This window comes from Lactiplantibacillus mudanjiangensis, assembly GCF_005405385.1.
Taxonomy (GTDB): domain Bacteria; phylum Bacillota; class Bacilli; order Lactobacillales; family Lactobacillaceae; genus Lactiplantibacillus; species Lactiplantibacillus mudanjiangensis.
In genome coordinates this window covers 585652-601406 of sequence record NZ_BJDY01000003.1, presented here as the reverse complement: position 1 = coordinate 601406, position 15755 = coordinate 585652, and the positions used below count along the sequence as shown (strand labels likewise).

16 protein-coding genes are annotated in these 15755 nt (G+C 42.8%); 8 read left to right on the top strand and 8 right to left on the bottom strand.

Going from position 1 to position 15755, the window contains the following annotated elements:
- Positions 1-310 precede the first annotated feature (310 nt).
- A complete protein-coding gene (locus FFM84_RS07595; RefSeq protein ID WP_130844216.1) occupies positions 311-1627 on the bottom strand; it encodes an ammonium transporter in 1317 nt (438 codons plus the stop codon).
- Positions 1628-1988: 361 nt separating this feature from the next.
- On the opposite strand from FFM84_RS07595, the gene FFM84_RS07590 reads away from it, so the two are divergent.
- Positions 1989-2948 (top strand): L-lactate dehydrogenase, encoded by a 960-nt coding sequence (locus tag FFM84_RS07590; protein WP_130844217.1) that lies wholly within the window; start codon positions 1989-1991, stop codon positions 2946-2948.
- Between the two features lie 64 nt (positions 2949-3012).
- Here the strand turns inward: FFM84_RS07590 and FFM84_RS07585 are convergent, their stop codons facing one another.
- Positions 3013-3468, bottom strand: a complete 456-nt coding sequence (locus FFM84_RS07585) for a hypothetical protein (protein ID WP_130844218.1) — start codon at positions 3466-3468, stop codon at positions 3013-3015.
- Between the two features lie 119 nt (positions 3469-3587).
- On the opposite strand from FFM84_RS07585, the gene FFM84_RS07580 reads away from it, so the two are divergent.
- Together FFM84_RS07580 and FFM84_RS07575 are read left to right on the top strand one after the other, a co-directional pair.
- Entirely contained in the window at positions 3588-4013 is a 426-nt protein-coding gene (locus FFM84_RS07580; RefSeq protein ID WP_130844219.1) for a MarR family winged helix-turn-helix transcriptional regulator, read from the top strand.
- A 154-nt stretch (positions 4014-4167) separates the two neighbouring features.
- Positions 4168-4431, top strand: a complete 264-nt coding sequence (locus FFM84_RS07575; protein WP_225424749.1) for a hypothetical protein — start codon at positions 4168-4170, stop codon at positions 4429-4431.
- Between the two features lie 45 nt (positions 4432-4476).
- On the opposite strand, the gene FFM84_RS07570 is transcribed toward FFM84_RS07575, so the two are convergent.
- On the bottom strand, positions 4477-5916 hold the full coding sequence (locus FFM84_RS07570) for an MFS transporter (protein WP_130844221.1): 1440 nt from the start codon (positions 5914-5916) through the stop codon (positions 4477-4479).
- Complete coding sequence (locus tag FFM84_RS07565; RefSeq protein ID WP_130844222.1) at positions 5913-6464, bottom strand: PadR family transcriptional regulator; 552 nt, start codon at positions 6462-6464, stop codon at positions 5913-5915. The genes FFM84_RS07570 and FFM84_RS07565 overlap by 4 nt, the downstream gene beginning before the upstream one ends.
- A 143-nt stretch (positions 6465-6607) precedes the next feature.
- On the opposite strand from FFM84_RS07565, the gene FFM84_RS07560 reads away from it, so the two are divergent.
- Positions 6608-7774: a hypothetical protein gene (locus FFM84_RS07560; RefSeq protein ID WP_130844223.1), complete on the top strand. Its 1167-nt coding sequence runs from the start codon at positions 6608-6610 to the stop codon at positions 7772-7774.
- Positions 7775-8270: 496 nt separating this feature from the next.
- On the opposite strand, the gene FFM84_RS07555 is transcribed toward FFM84_RS07560, so the two are convergent.
- The 3 genes from FFM84_RS07555 to FFM84_RS07545 all read right to left on the bottom strand — a co-directional run bounded on the left by FFM84_RS07555 (position 8271) and on the right by FFM84_RS07545 (position 11079).
- Positions 8271-8528: a hypothetical protein gene (locus tag FFM84_RS07555; RefSeq protein ID WP_130844224.1), complete on the bottom strand. Its 258-nt coding sequence runs from the start codon at positions 8526-8528 to the stop codon at positions 8271-8273.
- Between the two features lie 63 nt (positions 8529-8591).
- Positions 8592-10004, bottom strand: coding sequence for a C69 family dipeptidase (locus tag FFM84_RS07550; RefSeq protein WP_130844225.1), 1413 nt, complete (start codon positions 10002-10004; stop codon positions 8592-8594).
- A gap of 733 nt (positions 10005-10737) precedes the next feature.
- Positions 10738-11079, bottom strand: a complete 342-nt coding sequence (locus tag FFM84_RS07545) for a bacteriocin immunity family protein (protein WP_165450282.1) — start codon at positions 11077-11079, stop codon at positions 10738-10740.
- Positions 11080-11254: 175 nt separating this feature from the next.
- Between FFM84_RS07545 and FFM84_RS07540 the strand changes: the two genes are divergently transcribed.
- Both FFM84_RS07540 and FFM84_RS07535 read left to right on the top strand, forming a co-directional pair.
- On the top strand, positions 11255-11452 hold the full coding sequence (locus FFM84_RS07540) for a hypothetical protein (RefSeq protein ID WP_130844227.1): 198 nt from the start codon (positions 11255-11257) through the stop codon (positions 11450-11452).
- A 14-nt stretch (positions 11453-11466) separates the two neighbouring features.
- Positions 11467-12372 carry an SPFH domain-containing protein gene (locus FFM84_RS07535; RefSeq protein ID WP_130844228.1) on the top strand — a complete coding sequence of 302 codons (906 nt, stop codon included), beginning with the start codon at positions 11467-11469 and terminating at the stop codon, positions 12370-12372.
- Positions 12373-12422: 50 nt separating this feature from the next.
- Here FFM84_RS07535 and FFM84_RS07530 read toward each other — a convergent pair whose 3' ends face one another.
- Positions 12423-13826: an MFS transporter gene (locus FFM84_RS07530; RefSeq protein WP_225424750.1), complete on the bottom strand. Its 1404-nt coding sequence runs from the start codon at positions 13824-13826 to the stop codon at positions 12423-12425.
- Positions 13827-13993: 167 nt separating this feature from the next.
- Between FFM84_RS07530 and FFM84_RS07525 the strand changes: the two genes are divergently transcribed.
- The gene (locus tag FFM84_RS07525; protein ID WP_130844230.1) at positions 13994-14185 is read left to right on the top strand and encodes a hypothetical protein; all 192 of its coding nucleotides are present in this window, start codon (positions 13994-13996) and stop codon (positions 14183-14185) included.
- Between the two features lie 133 nt (positions 14186-14318).
- Positions 14319-15656 carry an MFS transporter gene (locus tag FFM84_RS07520; protein ID WP_130844231.1) on the top strand — a complete coding sequence of 446 codons (1338 nt, stop codon included), beginning with the start codon at positions 14319-14321 and terminating at the stop codon, positions 15654-15656.
- Positions 15657-15755 lie beyond the last annotated feature (99 nt).

The following is a 15755-nucleotide window of genomic DNA, read 5'->3' as shown; positions in this document are numbered from 1 at the left end:
TTCACTAATTGCTCGGATTAGTTTATTTCAAGTCGTCTTGTTAACCAATGCTGCCAGTATCCAGCAACCATTCAGTGTTTGCATAAACATGAATTTAGCATTCTTAATAGTCTTCATCATCATTAGAAATTCAAATTATCAATCACGTGATAAACTTACGATATCAGAATTGATATGTCGGGATTTAGCGCCATAAGGTATATAAATAATCATAATATCAGCAATAACGGAATTACATTCAAAAGTTATATATCAATAACAAAAAAATAACCACCGATTAACGATTAATCGGTGGTTATTTTGATAATTACTATCTAAATCGTTGATGTCCGTCTAGTAAGCGTGACAATTGTCCTTTAAACTCATCACTGTGACGTTCAATTTCACTCAATTGTGAACTCATTGGCACTGTGTAATCAGCAACCTCACCATGTTCGCCTTGATCTAACCCTAATTTTTCTTCAGCAACATCTACTCGCATTTTAACAAATCGCTTCAGAATCATGATAATGACAATACACATCAGGGTGGTAAAAACAATCGTGAACCCAGTCGCTAGCAATTGTAGTCCAAATAATTTAAAGCCACCGCCATAAAATAGCCCATTAAGCGTAATTGTCGAATTGACGGTCTTAGTGGCAAACAATCCAGTTAAAACACTTCCTACAATGCCAGACACCCCATGGCAGCCAAACGCATCCAAGGCATCGTCAATGCCCAACCGAGGTTTAAGCAAGGTAATAAAAGCATAGCTGGTTAACGTGGCAATCAAGCCAATGAAGAAGGCCCCACTCACGGTTACGTAACCACAAGCTGGCGTTATTCCAACCAAGCCGCAAAGGGTCCCCGTACAAACACCAACTAAGGTCGGTTTACCTTTGGTGACCATATCTAAGATCATCCAAGTCATCATAGATGTCGCCGTGGCCACCGTTGTGGTTAAAAATGCTTGAATCGCAATGTTATTCATCGCTAAAGCTGAACCAGCGTTAAATCCGTACCAGCCGATCCACAAAATGGCGGTTCCAAGTAAAACCCATAAAATATTATAATGTTGCATCTCACGCTTGCCATAATTGTAACGTGGCCCTAGAAACGCCGATAACACTAACGCCGTAATCCCCGCATTAATATGAACCACGGTCCCACCAGCAAAATCAATCACGCCAAGCTGAGCTAACAAGCCATTGTCCCATACCATGTGGACCATCGGATAATAAATCAAGACTGACCAAAAGACGATGAACCCTAATAAGAAGTTAAAGCGAATTCGACCAACAACCGCCCCCACAAACAACGCCGGCGTAATAATGGCAAACATCATCTGAAAGATCATGTAGAGTCCGTTTGGAATTTTAGTTGCCGTTAAGGCCGTTAAACGCGCGCCATGCAGCCAAAGTACATGTAAATCACCAACAACGCCACCTAAGTTTCCAGAAAAAGATAACGAATATCCCACCGCGATCCATAGTAAGATTGCCAATCCGCAAATCATAAACACTGACAGCATCGTATTCACAACGTTTCGTTTCGATACTAACCCGCCATAAAAAAAGGCTAACCCTGGTGTCATAAACAATACCAATATACTAGACAGAACTAAGAACGTTGAATTTGCAGCATTCATAATCATAACCCCTATCCATACCATTTGATGTTAGAAATTATAACATTAACTTTTGATGAGTGGGGCATTTTTTTGTAAAAAACGATGATTTTAGTCAAATTAACTGAGCTTAAATGTTAATTTGGTATCTTTTGCCAAAAGAAATGTCACATTTTCTTACATCGTTTAATTATCTTAACTCAACAATCCATTTCTACGCAGCCTAGTTGTTATCTGACTTAAGATAATAAGTTACTGATCACGAAACCGTTTTCCAAATTGACATCACGATAAATTGTCGTTAAGCTAAGCATCGTTACATTATAAAATAATTAAATTTCAACTACTTAGTTCTTAATAATTAAACGGAGGATACATAATTATGCGAAAATATGCCATTATCGGTGTCGGCCACGTCGGCGCTACCATTGCGTACACCCTGGTTTGTAAGGGAATTGCGGATGAATTGATTTTAATTGATACGAATACAGCCAAAGCACGGGCGGAACAACTTGATTTGCAAGACGCTCAAGCCCGTTTAGATAGTCGGACCATTATTAAAATTAATGATTACCATGAACTAGCTGATACTGATATTCTCTTCATTACCAGCGGCAACATCCATGCCTTAGACCACGCTTCGGGTAATCGTTGGGCAGAATTTGACTATACGAAAGAAATCGTGCAGGCCATTGCGCCAAAAGTGAAAGCATCCGGCTTTAACGGGGTTGCTATCGATACGATGAACCCTTGCGATGCCATTACTCACTACTTCCAACGTGCCACTGGCCTATCTCGGGCTCAAGTCTTCGGGACAGGCACCTTCTTGGATACCGCACGGATGCAAAAGGTTGTCGCCGAAGTTTTTGATTGTGATCCTAAAAATATCAGTGGCTATGTCTATGGCGAACACGGTGAATCTCAATTCACCGCATGGTCAACCGTTCAAGTTAACGGTGTCCCAATCACTGACTTAGTTGACAGTCATCACCTCGATCTCGATGCGCTAGAAGCTGAAGCTCGCCATGGTGGTTGGGCCGTACATTCTGGGAAAGGCTATACCAGCTTTGCAATTGCGACTTGTGCCGTTAAATTAAGTGAAGCAGTCTTTGCTAACGCTCGGTTAGCTTGCCCGGTTTCAGCTTATAGCGAAACCTTCGACACCTATGTGGGGCAACCTGCGATCATTGGTAAAAATGGGGTTGAAAGTGTCACCACCTTAGCTTTAACCGCTGACGAAACTGCTAAATTCCAAAACTCGGCGAATACCATTATCGAGAAGTTCCATGCTTTCGACGATGCCTTAACTCAGCCACAAGCTCCCCTACAAAAGTTAGCTTAAGTAACTTCCAATCTAAAACGTCCATCAAACAATCACGGTTTGATGGACGTTTTAGGTTGTCTTTTTAATTGGCCAACGATGCGGTAAGCCTACGCGTCACTGGTTTGACGAAAAAATCACGTACGATTAAAGCCATGATCAATGACTCAATGAAACCCAAGCCAAATTGCAACGGCGTCATCTGATAAAGTGCGCCAGTCATTATTAAGGCCCGTGTGCTCATTGTCAAACACATCACCACAATCATCACCCAACCACGAATCGTCTGAGCGCGTTTCATAATCGCTACCGTGTCCGTTAATCGCCGGGTCCCCAGCTTAATCGCTAACGCGGCTAGATTAGTCGCAATCAGCAAATTAAACACGTACGCAAACGCAATCGTCGGCAATACTTGTAACCAGAATTGATGCATGACCGTTGCTGAGAGCCCTGTGCTCGTGACCATTCCCAACCAACTCATAATACTGCCCATTCCAATACACATCATTAATGTAAATACTAATCTTTGTTTTAATGGCATAAAATTAATCTCCTAATAGTTGATAAGTCAACTATTAATTATAAGCAAAATAGTTTAATTGTCAACTAATTAGCAAACTATGCTACAATAATCCTAATGAACATAAGGACGTGACCACTATGCGAACTAATGATTTAGGAAAATATGTCGGTGTGTTGCATCGCCGATTTCAAATCGTTATCAATCGAGAACTAACGTTGCCAGCCTTAAATGCGACAAACGCCAACTTTTTATTATTCATCAGTGAACACGATCGCGTCACTGCCAAACAAATTGCCACGACGCTAGCCATCAATAAAGGCCTAGTTAGCCGTGAGTTGACCCGTTTAGATACTGCCGGTTATATTGATCGGACCACCGATCAGCAGGATCATCGCACATCTTGGGTCCAAATTACGCCGACCGGGCAAGCTGCTTGTACAACGATCAATGCCTTAATGCAACAACTCTGGGACCAAGTCTTAGCGGACAGCACTCAAACGGCCATTGATCAAACTCATACTGAACTAGCACAGTGGGCCGACCGGGCATCCGAGTTAAAATAACAATTCATTGTCATTAAATATGCAATTGAAAGGGTTATTTTATCAAATTTATTAAAAAAATTGCATTTTAGTCCCCATTTATCCAAAAAAATGCTAGAATGTCACCTAGAGTATTATTTAAGGTGTTCACTATTATTTTGATGGGATGATTTTTATGCGACAACCAACAACACGCCAACAATGGCTTATTATCATTGTTTTTACCATCCTTGGTGTTGGCTGTGCCCTGCTGGGGCGCTGGGGCCGGGCGTTGAGTACCATTTTGATGGGACTTACGTTGGCCGCTTTAACTAGTAACAGTCTCCGGTTTTGCAAGGCCCGGGGCTTTAGCCAAACAAACGGGATGTTATTGTCACTCGTGGTGGCTGCTAGTTATATCTTGACCATTTTGGGTAGCTATGGCTATTTTCGGGGGTAACCAAAAAGGATCGCAACTTTTCCGTTGTGATCCTTTTTGCTTATCCTATTTAGCAGTCGTTGGCCGTTTTAATAACCGAACGCCTGTAATTACCGTGGCAATCAAGCAAATCACTAACGCCACGCTAAAGGCCACTCGCATCCCCGCAATAAAAATTTCAGGATGCGCTGGTAAGTAAGCCGTGACTTGATAGCCGGCTGCTTGACTCATGGCACTGAACAAAACGGTCGTTGCCACCGAAATTCCGATCACCATGCCGAGTTCACGCGCCAAGGCATTAATCCCGCCGGCAACGCCGAGATCCTTAACGGCGACCGAACTCATGACAATTGAGTTATTCGGTGCTTGAAAGATCCCATTGCCTAACCCAACCAAGCCAATAAAACTCATGAACAACCACAATGGTGTCGTTAAGTTAGACATCAAGTAACCCACTTGGCTAATCGAAATCACCACTAACCCAATAAACGTCAATAGTTCTGGGCCAATCTTATCCGAAATCGAACCGGCAATCGGCGCCACAATCACTTGCACAATTGGGAACGTCATCAACGCATACCCGGCATAATTAGCCGCTAAACCACGCGCATTTTCCAAGTAAAATGGTGAAATCACATTAAAGAAGAAGTTCACTACAAAAATCAAAAAGGCACATAAGATACTGATGGAAAATCGCGAGTTTTTAAACAGATGTAATGCTAAAATCGGTTGTTCAATGCGTAATTCCCACATCACAAAGCCAATAATGGCAACCAAAGCCACGGCAAATAGGGCTAAAATGGCTGGTTTCGTAAAACCAATCTCTTGGCCGACAAAGACACCGGCAAATAACGTGACCATCACAATCGCAAACAGCCCCGCCCCTAATTTATCAATCGGACTATCAGTTGTCGTCACATCCTTAGGCAAGATCGCTTGACCAAGGATTAACGCAATAATTCCAACGGGAACATTGATCCAGAAAATATACCCCCAACTTAAATGGGCTAAGATCAGCCCACCGATCCCAGGTCCGGCAATACTGCCTAACGCCACAAATGATCCAATCATCCCCAAGGCTCGGCCACGTTCTTGAAACGGAAAGACTTCGGTGATGATCCCATTATTGGTACTCATGGTCATCGCCGCGCCAACTGCTTGTAAAACCCGCGCACCAAGTAACATCGCTAAGCCTGAATTAAACCCACATAACAGTGACCCAATAATAAAGAATAATGAACCCACTTTAAAAATGCGGATCTTACCATACTTATCGCCTAATTTACCAAATAATAGCAGCAACGCACAAATCACGATCAAATAAATCGAAACTACCCATTCCGCTTGATTCATCGGAATGGCTAATGACTTACTCATGACGGGCAAGGCAATATTAACGATACTCCCGTCTAGTGTTGACATAAACGTAAATAAACACACCGCGACTAAAATCCACCAGCGGTGTTTTTGAATCTGCGGGTCAGCCGCAAATGCTGATTGTTTCATGATTCTGACTCCCTCTCTTGTTGAACATGTTGCAATAATGCTGTCACCCAATCTGCTTGGGCTTGCGCCCGAACTTGTTGTAATTGATTAACCAATAAGGCATCTTGAACGTCCTCGGCTACCATGTGCGGATTATGCTCAAGGTATTGCCGATGCGTCGCTAATCGATCTAATTGCCCGATCGCAAACTTCTGATATGCAGTCAAAACAGTCACTCGTTGGTCCTGACTGAATAAATGCAAAAAATTAAGCTTCATTTGAAAAGTTAACTGTGTCTGCTTATTCAATGTCACTGGGGCTAAAGCTAACTTCATAAAACGGTCACGGCCAGCTTCCGTGATTGTCGCCACTTTTTGAGGCCGCTTGGTTTCACCAGGCGCAAAAGCCAACGTGAGTTCCCCCGCTACGGCCAGCTTATCCATCAACGGATATAACGCCCCAAAGCTAATCGTCAATTCTTGACCGACTACTGACGACAGGGCTTTCCGTAATTGATAGCCCGTCATCGGTCGATCCATTAATTGACCTAAAATAAATAATTCGTACATCCTTAACCACCTTACTTTTAGTGCGTTTTATATTATATGTATCTATTCGATATATTACAAGCAAAACTTGCACCAAAAATCACCGGGGGTTCCCTAAAACGTGCTATCATGGAGGAATATTATAGTAAAAGGGGGTTAGACCGATGAGTGAAATTATGGCAGCTTTACAATTGGCCCAACACCAAGCCGATCTCATCAATCTTTATCAAGCCGACAGCGAGGTTGTTTATACTGGCTATATCGATAGTCTGGCACCCGATGGCGTCGTCGTGAATACCTATGACGATGCTGGGCTGCAAGATGGTGCCGTCTTCATGCGTTATGATGTTGTCGATGAAGTGGAAACCATGAGTGAAGATTTGGATAACATGGCGTTTCGCATCGCTAATGCCGATCAAGCTGGCTTAAGCACGGTGCCACAAACATCGGTACAACTCGATGCTAAACAATCCGGATTACCACAAATCCTAGCTCAAGCTCGCACGACACAACAAATCATCTTGTTAGTGTTAGCTGATAATGAGAATTATCTTGAAGGCCAAGTCCAAGGTTTTACGGATGATCAAGTCACCTTCCAGATTTTTGACAAATTTAACTATCGCAATCATGATACTGAAACGCTCGACATTGCGGCTATTAGTATTATTGAATTCCAAGGTAACGAACTATTACTCGAAAGTGCTTATGTTCAAACAGACTATCGCCATCAAGATGACATTAAAGCAACCGGCAAACGGGCCATCAACGATACTTTAGTCCATGCACAAGCGCATCATCAATTGGTGGCTGTCGATTCAGCGGATGGGTCCGGCATGTTTTTTGTCGGTTTCGTGAATACACTAAACGCTGACAGCTTGGTCATTAATCTCGTTGATATGACCGGTCAATTCGGTGGTTATACCCTTTGCCGGCGGTCATTAATTGAATCAGTTTCGATTCAATCAGATTACTTGCAAACCGTCCGTGGCTTTATCGAATTGAATCAACAGTATGAATTGAATGTTCAACCCGTCTTAAACGACGAGCGCCTCTTTGATGGCACCACCGACCTATTTGAAAGTCAAATTCGTCAGGCTGGCAATTTTCACAACTTGTTGCATCTCACAACCAAGAATGCGCTCCTGCCAACGATGACAGGCTATCCAGGCCCGATTAATAACGGACACTTCATCTTCTATAACGTTGAAGATGATCACCAACTCAATCGTGTTGGCACGTTAGTTGAACTCGATCAAGTCGTCGAATTATCCTTCGGTTATATGGACGCTTATTTACTCGAAAAACGATTAAAAGATGCTGGTAGCTTATAACTAAAAATTGAATCTTGCCGCCTGCCGTTCGTCCACATTGAGCCGGAACGCTGTGGGTGGACCGGCCTAGCCAAAAAGCGGTCTAGGTCGTCGTTTTGAACCACCAAGCCCGTGTTTCAAAAGCGCCAGTCACTAAGCGATAAATCGTTAAGTGACTCCCACGGCTGAGCTCAAAGTGGACTCACTCTCGGCTGTAGAGCTGATATCATGATTACTAAAACACGATACAACCGGAGTCAGGCAGTGATGGCGCCGGCCGTGAAAACATCGTTAGTTCGGATGATTTTTTCCGGGCTTACGATGTGGACGACTTTTGAGACTAGCGATTTGGGCTAGGCTTAAAAGCGAGGTGGAAGCCCGATCTTTGGCTGGAACCGGTCCCCACAGCTGGCAGAATCACTGCCTGGCGGAGGTACTATTTTTTCCATTACTAATACATTACCCCACACAAAAACGCCTAGACGTAATTGTCCAGGCGTTTTTGTGTAGGTCAACTTCATTTTGTCTTGTCGTCATCATCGTATCGTTTTTCAACGTGATACGACTGACTTTCGGTCTGTGCTTTTTCCGCGGGAATGAGATCATCCGCATAAAAAATCGAATAACCATGATCCTCATTCAACGGCTTGGCAATTAAAATGCCGCGCTTACGACCTTGGCGTGCATTATAGATATCCGCACTCCGTAACGCTTCATTGTAATCATGGGATTCTGAAATCGCATCGCCTGGATTAAATAAAACATTTTCATCCATTGTTGATCACATCCTTTGGTTTGGTAACTTCATTATACACACGTCACCATCAAAACTAAAAGTTTAAAGATTGATGTCGACGTTATAAGTGAGTTTCGACAACGTTAACCCTTTGGTAATCAAGCGGCCAATTAAGTCTTCCGCTTTATCACGCATTTGAGCAACCATAGCTTTATCTTGAGCAGTTAAATAAGCAGTCAAGTCATCACCAGTTAACTTAGCGGCTTCGGCGTCCGTTTGAGCCACAAATTGTGCTAATTCGATCCGGCATTCCTTCAAATAATCGATATCTTCTTGTACAAAATCTGCATAGTGCGATTCAACAATCATCGATAAGGTCCGGTACAACCAATAAGCACTCTTACGGTCGTAGGTTAATGGCGTATTGGCAAAACTTTCGTCCGTTTCTGACACATTCGCGTGGAATGGCAAGTAAGGGGCAAAAGCAGGCATCCCAAACGTCATCCACATGATGGCGCTTTGTTCAGCTGGTACGTCATTACGAATTTGCATCACGTGTGAATTTTGCGTCCGATTCATCGCAATTGGCCGGAACTTCTTGGCTTCTGGTGAATCCGTAAATGGATCATACTTAGTTTCATTGTAGTGTGAACCTAAAACGTATTCGACATCAGCCACAGAGATTTTCTTAGCAGCATGACAAATGAATGGCAATTCACTAGATTGTGGATCTTGTTCAATCTCAGGGTTAAAATAGCGTTGACCATACCAAACCCGTGGCGTATTGTAATGGCGATCCTTTTCATTATCAGTCCCAAAGATATGCCGGAAGTTAAACCCTTCTTTATCAGGATTCAAATGATGTTCAGCAACAAATTCTTGGATGCCATCAGACCACATGAAGTTATCAGGATCATCAAAATCAACCCATTGAATGGCAACTTGGTTGGCCGCAACTGCATAGGCATCATCAGGAATCCGTTGTGCAACCCAGTGATGACCAGTGACAATTTCCATATACCAAACGTCATCTTTATCATTGAAGAGGACGCCGTTACCTTCTGGTGACCCATATTTGGCAATTAATTGGCCTAAATAAGTCACTCCATCACGAGCGGAGTCAATAAATGGGGTCACCATGGTTGGTAAGGAATCTTCCGCCAACCCATTTTTAACGAAAGGATCGAAAGTTAAAGTATGTTCGTTACCATAAACACTTTCCGTTGAAGAAACCCCAACGTTCTTTTCGTTAAAGCCGTTTTCTTCAAAAACTCCTTTTTCCGCAACTTCAATGTTAGGTACCGCTTGGTAACGGTAGCCATCAGCGGGTAATGGTGCTGTAAAGCCATTCTTACCAGAAGTTAACGTTTCGTGGCGACCATGAACGGCCGGATGCACGATAAATTTTTGTGGGGTAATCGGCATAAACGTATCATCATTACGCGCAATCATCGTCGAGCCATCAACCGTGGCCTTTTTCCCCACCAGAATAGTGGTACAAGCTTGTTCGTACATGCAAACAACTCCTTATTTAAGTTATCAATCCATTTTACAAGTTCAATTTTACACCGTCTATTTAAAATTACTACCACGATGACAGCGTTATCAATAAATTCTTACATAATTCTCATTGCCCGAATCGCCGTTAATATAAATCTGATTTAACTGACGAAATAAGGATATTTTATTTTTTTAATGAATTATTCTTATTTTCAAAAAATCATCGACACACTTTCTTCACAATTCGTTGTTATGATCTATTCATAGCAATTAAGGATTCCCCTCCGAAGTTGCTACTATAACAATTAACATTCTTTTCATTTACTCCTCCAAAGTAATGAAATCAGTCGAAGCGAATAACTTTGACAAAGCTTAATGAGCGGCATGTGAACGTCCCCCCGCTTATATGAATAAACGCTCATTAAGTGCTCGTCAGATGATTCCCCGTCATCTGATGACCTACTCCTTTTGACCTTCGTATTCCCGTACGAAGGTTTTTTGTGCGCTTTTTTAAATTTATTGGATCAGCTTGCCATCTGACGTTCGCCTAAATTAGTGATCACAAACCTAATTAGCATCCGCAAACTAACCAGAATCACTGACTGACGTAGGTGGTTAATTTAGCATGACCTAAAACAGGGATAGTAAAGGTTTTATCGTCATACTTATTTTTCAACCTAAAGGAATCCACTAAAAAAGTCTTATTAAGCTAGCTGAAACACCAACTCAATAAGACTTAAAATTCCTATCAAAACATGATTGGGCCAAACACCAAACCGGACCATTCTTGTTGACGCAAAACCGAATCATCTAACTTGCCAGCTTCGACATCAGCTTGAATCTGGTGATAGATTGCTGAAAAGGACTCTGGCACTTTATGATGCCCGTGACCGACATAATACTCTGAAATACTATGTGAAAGCTCACTAACTACCGCCGTATACGTTTGATCGTCTGAATTCAAACCAGTTGCGGCTGTGACCAAAATGGCTTTCAATTCTGGATCTGCCATGACCTTTGGATCATCATAAGCCGCACTCATTTGTTGCATTAACGTGGCCTTTAAAGTCGTTTCTTCATTATCAGTCATTGTCGTTCCCCCCATAGCGTCTTAACTTAAAACTGCACTCAGTTTACGCCGATATAGCTATTTGTCAATCTATTTTGACAACAATTTTAGTCACTAACTTCCAGATTAAAACCTATCAATCTAGTATCAAACCGCTTATAATTAGTTTATTAAATAAATAAAGGTGGGACTTCAAATGGAAGGATACTTAGATCAACGTTTAATCGGCCAACGCTTCACCCTAACTGCCAGTCAGCTGCTTGACGGGGTCACGTTCTTCGGCATCTTTTATCATTTGCGCGCAACGACGTCGTTACATGTTGGGGATTTGGTTGAAGTCACGCATGCAGATGCGCATGGCTTAACCGTCACCGTTGTTACGCCCCGCCAATAGGGGGATTCAATCTAATGCTCGGACTTATTATTGGGTTTATCGTTATTTTACTTGTGATCTCGACACTCGCGGCATCCATTCGGATTATCACACAACCAAATCAAGGCGTTGTCCTAACATTTGGGAAATTCGAACGGGTAATCAGTTCTGGTTTTCACTTCATCAAGCCATTTATTTCACGGGTGATTACCGTGAATACGGCTCAAACGCCTGTCGACTTAGATCAACAAGTTGTGATCACCAAAGATAACGCTGAAATCTCGGTCAAAATTTCGCTGAAGTATCATGTCACTGATATCGAAGACTTTGTTTTCAAAAACGAAGATTCGGTTCGCAGTATGATTCAAGATACTCGGGCCTCTTTACGGGGGATTATCGGGAATAAAGAACTGAATGAAGTCTTAAATGGGACGCAAGAAATCAACGCCGCCTTATTCAAGGAAATCTCATCAGTCACCGCTGGTTATGGTCTCAATGTCGATCGGGTCAATATTGACTCGGTTAACCCTTCCGCAGATATTCAAGCATCGATGAACAAACTGTTGCAAGCTACCCGGGAACGAGACGCTACCATCGCCACCGCCGAAGGGAAAAGTAAGTCAATCACTTTGGAAAACGAGGCCAATAACCAAGCCTTGCTTGCCACTAACAAGGCTCAAAACGAAGCCCTGGTGAACAGTGCCAAGGCCAAGGCAACTGCCGTTCAAACCGAAGCCGATGCCGATGCGTACCGGACACGGATTTTAAATGGTGCCTTAGCTGAGTCTTCCGAAAATTACTTTATTTTCCAAAACACCGAAGCTGTTAAAGCTTTGGCTAAAGGTGACGCCAATACCGTGGTCTTACCAAACCAGACCTTGGATAGTTTGGGACTAATTCCCGCTTTAACCAAGCTCGGAAAAGTGACTAAAACAAATTAATCTGTCCTATGAAAAAATCGCTCACCAGTCCGCTGGCGAGCGATTTTTACTTATTTATCTGTTTTTTGATAATGGAAGACTAAATAATACAGTCCAAAGTTCACCACAGCCAAGACCATGATTAACCCAAAAGCCAATTGACTTCCAATTGCCGTTGCATGCGCATAGGATAGCTTTCCAGTGGGCACTGCCGACATTAGCGCTGCTAAAATGGTAGTCCCAATCGAACCGGCAAACTGTTGACCCGTATTATAGATCGCATTGGCATCAGCCCGTTGATCCAAGTCAACTTCTTTTAACCCATTCGTCAACGTATTGCTAAACGCCATCGACCGGCCGATACTGAATACAATGTATAAAATCGTAATCATCAGAATAGGTAACGCCCGACCAAAAACGGTAAATCCAGTCGCAGCAAGTAAGAATAACCCACTCCCTGTTAAAATCGGCAATCGTGCGCCGTGTTCATCTAATAAATGACCAAACCAAGGTTGCAACACCGCCGTAATCAAGCTACCAGGTAATAGCATCAAGCCGCCAATTAATGAACTCGCACCAACCACAATTTGCGCGTAATTCGGTAGTGCAAAGTTAATCCCGATATTACAGAATTGTAGAATGATATACGCTAGAAAACTGTACGTAAAAACTGGATTCTTAAAAATAGCGAGTTTCAATAATTGCGTCTGACTATGTTTAGCTAATTGAATATAGCCAATCAAACTAATCAGCGCTAACCCAATGCCTCCTAAGAATTGCCAACTTAACCAGCCAACGGTACTGATTTGGTCCAGTCCCACGGTGAAACTCACAAAGGCCACCGCCAATAATAAAAATTGACCCCAATTGAACCGCACCGCACGAACGGGAATAAATTGTTTAATCGCACCACTTCCGAGTAATAAGATTAAGCCTTCAACTGGCATCGTACTCCAAAATATCCAACGCCAATTAGCCATGGCAACCATTACACCACCAAACGTTGGACCACTCGCCGGCGCAATCATCAAGATTAAGCCAGCCATTCCCATGTAAAATCCTAGACGTGCTCGCGGCACACTCTCTGCCACAATGTTAAACATCAACGGAATCGCAATTCCAGCACAACCAGCTTGAATCACCCGACCAATCAATAAAATTGGAAAAGTCGTAGCTAGCGCACAAACTAAGTCGCCGACAATGAATGCCAGGGCAGCCGTCACGAATAATTGCTTATTAGTAAATCGTTGTTTTAAGAATGCCGACGTGATCATCAATAACGCTACTGTTAATAAATACCCCGTCGTAATCCATTGCACCGTGCTCAATGACACGTGCATCGTTTTCATTAGTGTAGGGAACGTCACGTTCATTGACGTTTCTACCAAAATACCTAAAAAAGCCATGATTGCAACCGCAAAAACGGCCAATAGGTTCTTTCGTGGCACGGTTGTCGGCTGTGAACCTGTTGTCATCATATTACCTCTCATTTCAAATTAGTTTCAGATTTCATCATACGCGTTATACCCCCGTTATGTAAGCCAAGCGATTTTGATCGGTTAACTAACCAGTCGTTTCCAGTTGGCTTTAACTAGCCGCCCGATTAAACTCAAATCAATCTAAAGACTTGGGGGCGTTAATTATGCATTTAATTAAGCCGATGATTTTTTATAAAACTGGTCGTTTTTGGCTAGGTGGCCTATTCATTTGGATCGTCTTCGCAGGTTATCCCCGGACTTACGCCACGGTTGGTGATGTCATCACTTATGGCCTACTGTTAATTGTCAGTCTATTGGCCGTTGGCAGTGCTTTCTTCGTTCATACCGAAAGATAAGGTCGTTAGCAGCAGCTACGATAAATGGCCGTTTTTTCACGTCCAAGGCGCTCTACTTCGATTTCAAATCTGGTTAGGGTACAATTAAACTGTGCTTTAGCTAAAATTTATAATCATTTTGGAGGCGATCTTTTTGCAGCAACCTTGGCAAACCGCTTGGCCAGAACGAATCAGTTACGGTTTAAGCGATGCGGCCGATAACTTGGTTTTCCAAATGATGACCACGTACCTGCTATTTTTCTATACTGACGTCTACGGGTTATCGGCTAGCGCGGCCGCAATTTTATTCATCGTGGCGCGCTTAGCAGATGTCGTTGAAAGTTTAATTATCGGCATCATGATCGATCATACACACTCACGCTTTGGTAAAAGTCGTCCCTTCTTCTTATGGTACGCCTTGCCTTATGTCTTGTTTGCGGTTTTGACCTTTGTGACGCCCAACTTTGGTGATACTGGTAAACTCATCTGGGCCTACGTAACCTATCTAGGACTGGGATTCTTCTACACCGCGGTAAACTTACCGATTACGTCTATTTTACCGACGCTATCAAAAAATGATCAAGAACTCACGTTACTTGGTGTGATTCGGCAGTTCTCTGGTAGTGCCGTTCAAATTATCGTCGCCGTTTTCACCTTACCATTGGTCGCCTTACTCGGTCGGGGTAATCAACAACACGGATTCTTATATACGATCATTTTGTTTGGCATCATTTCGTTAGCGTTAATTTGGAATACCTTCTTCCAAATCAAAGAACGCTTTAGTCAACCAGAAGCCGATCACCAACCATTAAGCGAAGTCTGGCAGATGTTAAAAAAGAATCAACCGTGGTTCGTGATTTCAATTGTGATTCTATTGTATTGGTTAACAACCGCCATTAAGAATCAAACAACCATCTACTACTTTAAATATTTGCAACACAGCGAAAGTTTAGTGCCACTCGTCAACGGCTTTACCTTCGCGGCATTGATTGGCGTCGTTCTTATTGTCAGTGCTGCTAAACGCCTCGGTAAAAAGCGGACGATGTTAACGGGGATTGCCATCGCCGCCATTGGCCAACTCATTCTAGCTAGTGGCACCCTGGTACAACAACTCCCCATCATCTTTGCGGGAACATTCATCAACTCGATTGGAAATGGCCTGATCATTGGCCTCGTGTCAATCATGATCGCGGACACCATCCGTTATGGGATGACAATGGGGATTCAAGCTGAAGGTATCTTAGCGTCAACCGATGACTTCGGGGTCAACGTTGGGTTAGGCTTAGGTGGATTAATTACGGCTGGCTTATTCCACCTATCTGGTTACGTTGCTAACCATCCGCAAAACGTGGCCACGCAACACATGATTACGCTAAATTACGCTTGGTTACCGTTAGGTCTCTACATTTTAATGTTTATCGTCTTGTTATTCTACAACGAAACGCAATTGCTGACCGCCGTTAATCAGCATTTTGACAATGTGCGCAATTAAAAAGTCGCCATCGAAACTGAATTCGATGGCGACTTTGTTTTATTTACAAGATCATAAGAAAAGCCGACTCAGCGTCGACTTTTCGAGATTCAAGAATCT

What these genes read in the sequence shown, in the direction of transcription:
- FFM84_RS07595 (WP_130844216.1), bottom strand. Translation starts at nt 1,627, where the DNA reads ATGAATGCTGCAAATTCAACGTTCTTAGTTCTGTCTAGTATATTGGTA.
- FFM84_RS07590 (WP_130844217.1), top strand. Translation starts at nt 1,989, where the DNA reads ATGCGAAAATATGCCATTATCGGTGTCGGCCACGTCGGCGCTACCATT.
- FFM84_RS07585 (WP_130844218.1), bottom strand. Translation starts at nt 3,468, where the DNA reads ATGCCATTAAAACAAAGATTAGTATTTACATTAATGATGTGTATTGGA.
- FFM84_RS07580 (WP_130844219.1), top strand. Translation starts at nt 3,588, where the DNA reads ATGCGAACTAATGATTTAGGAAAATATGTCGGTGTGTTGCATCGCCGA.
- FFM84_RS07575 (WP_225424749.1), top strand. Translation starts at nt 4,168, where the DNA reads ATGCGACAACCAACAACACGCCAACAATGGCTTATTATCATTGTTTTT.
- FFM84_RS07570 (WP_130844221.1), bottom strand. Translation starts at nt 5,916, where the DNA reads ATGAAACAATCAGCATTTGCGGCTGACCCGCAGATTCAAAAACACCGC.
- FFM84_RS07565 (WP_130844222.1), bottom strand. Translation starts at nt 6,464, where the DNA reads ATGTACGAATTATTTATTTTAGGTCAATTAATGGATCGACCGATGACG.
- FFM84_RS07560 (WP_130844223.1), top strand. Translation starts at nt 6,608, where the DNA reads ATGAGTGAAATTATGGCAGCTTTACAATTGGCCCAACACCAAGCCGAT.
- FFM84_RS07555 (WP_130844224.1), bottom strand. Translation starts at nt 8,528, where the DNA reads ATGGATGAAAATGTTTTATTTAATCCAGGCGATGCGATTTCAGAATCC.
- FFM84_RS07550 (WP_130844225.1), bottom strand. Translation starts at nt 10,004, where the DNA reads ATGTACGAACAAGCTTGTACCACTATTCTGGTGGGGAAAAAGGCCACG.
- FFM84_RS07545 (WP_165450282.1), bottom strand. Translation starts at nt 11,079, where the DNA reads ATGACTGATAATGAAGAAACGACTTTAAAGGCCACGTTAATGCAACAA.
- FFM84_RS07540 (WP_130844227.1), top strand. Translation starts at nt 11,255, where the DNA reads ATGGAAGGATACTTAGATCAACGTTTAATCGGCCAACGCTTCACCCTA.
- FFM84_RS07535 (WP_130844228.1), top strand. Translation starts at nt 11,467, where the DNA reads ATGCTCGGACTTATTATTGGGTTTATCGTTATTTTACTTGTGATCTCG.
- FFM84_RS07530 (WP_225424750.1), bottom strand. Translation starts at nt 13,826, where the DNA reads ATGACAACAGGTTCACAGCCGACAACCGTGCCACGAAAGAACCTATTG.
- FFM84_RS07525 (WP_130844230.1), top strand. Translation starts at nt 13,994, where the DNA reads ATGCATTTAATTAAGCCGATGATTTTTTATAAAACTGGTCGTTTTTGG.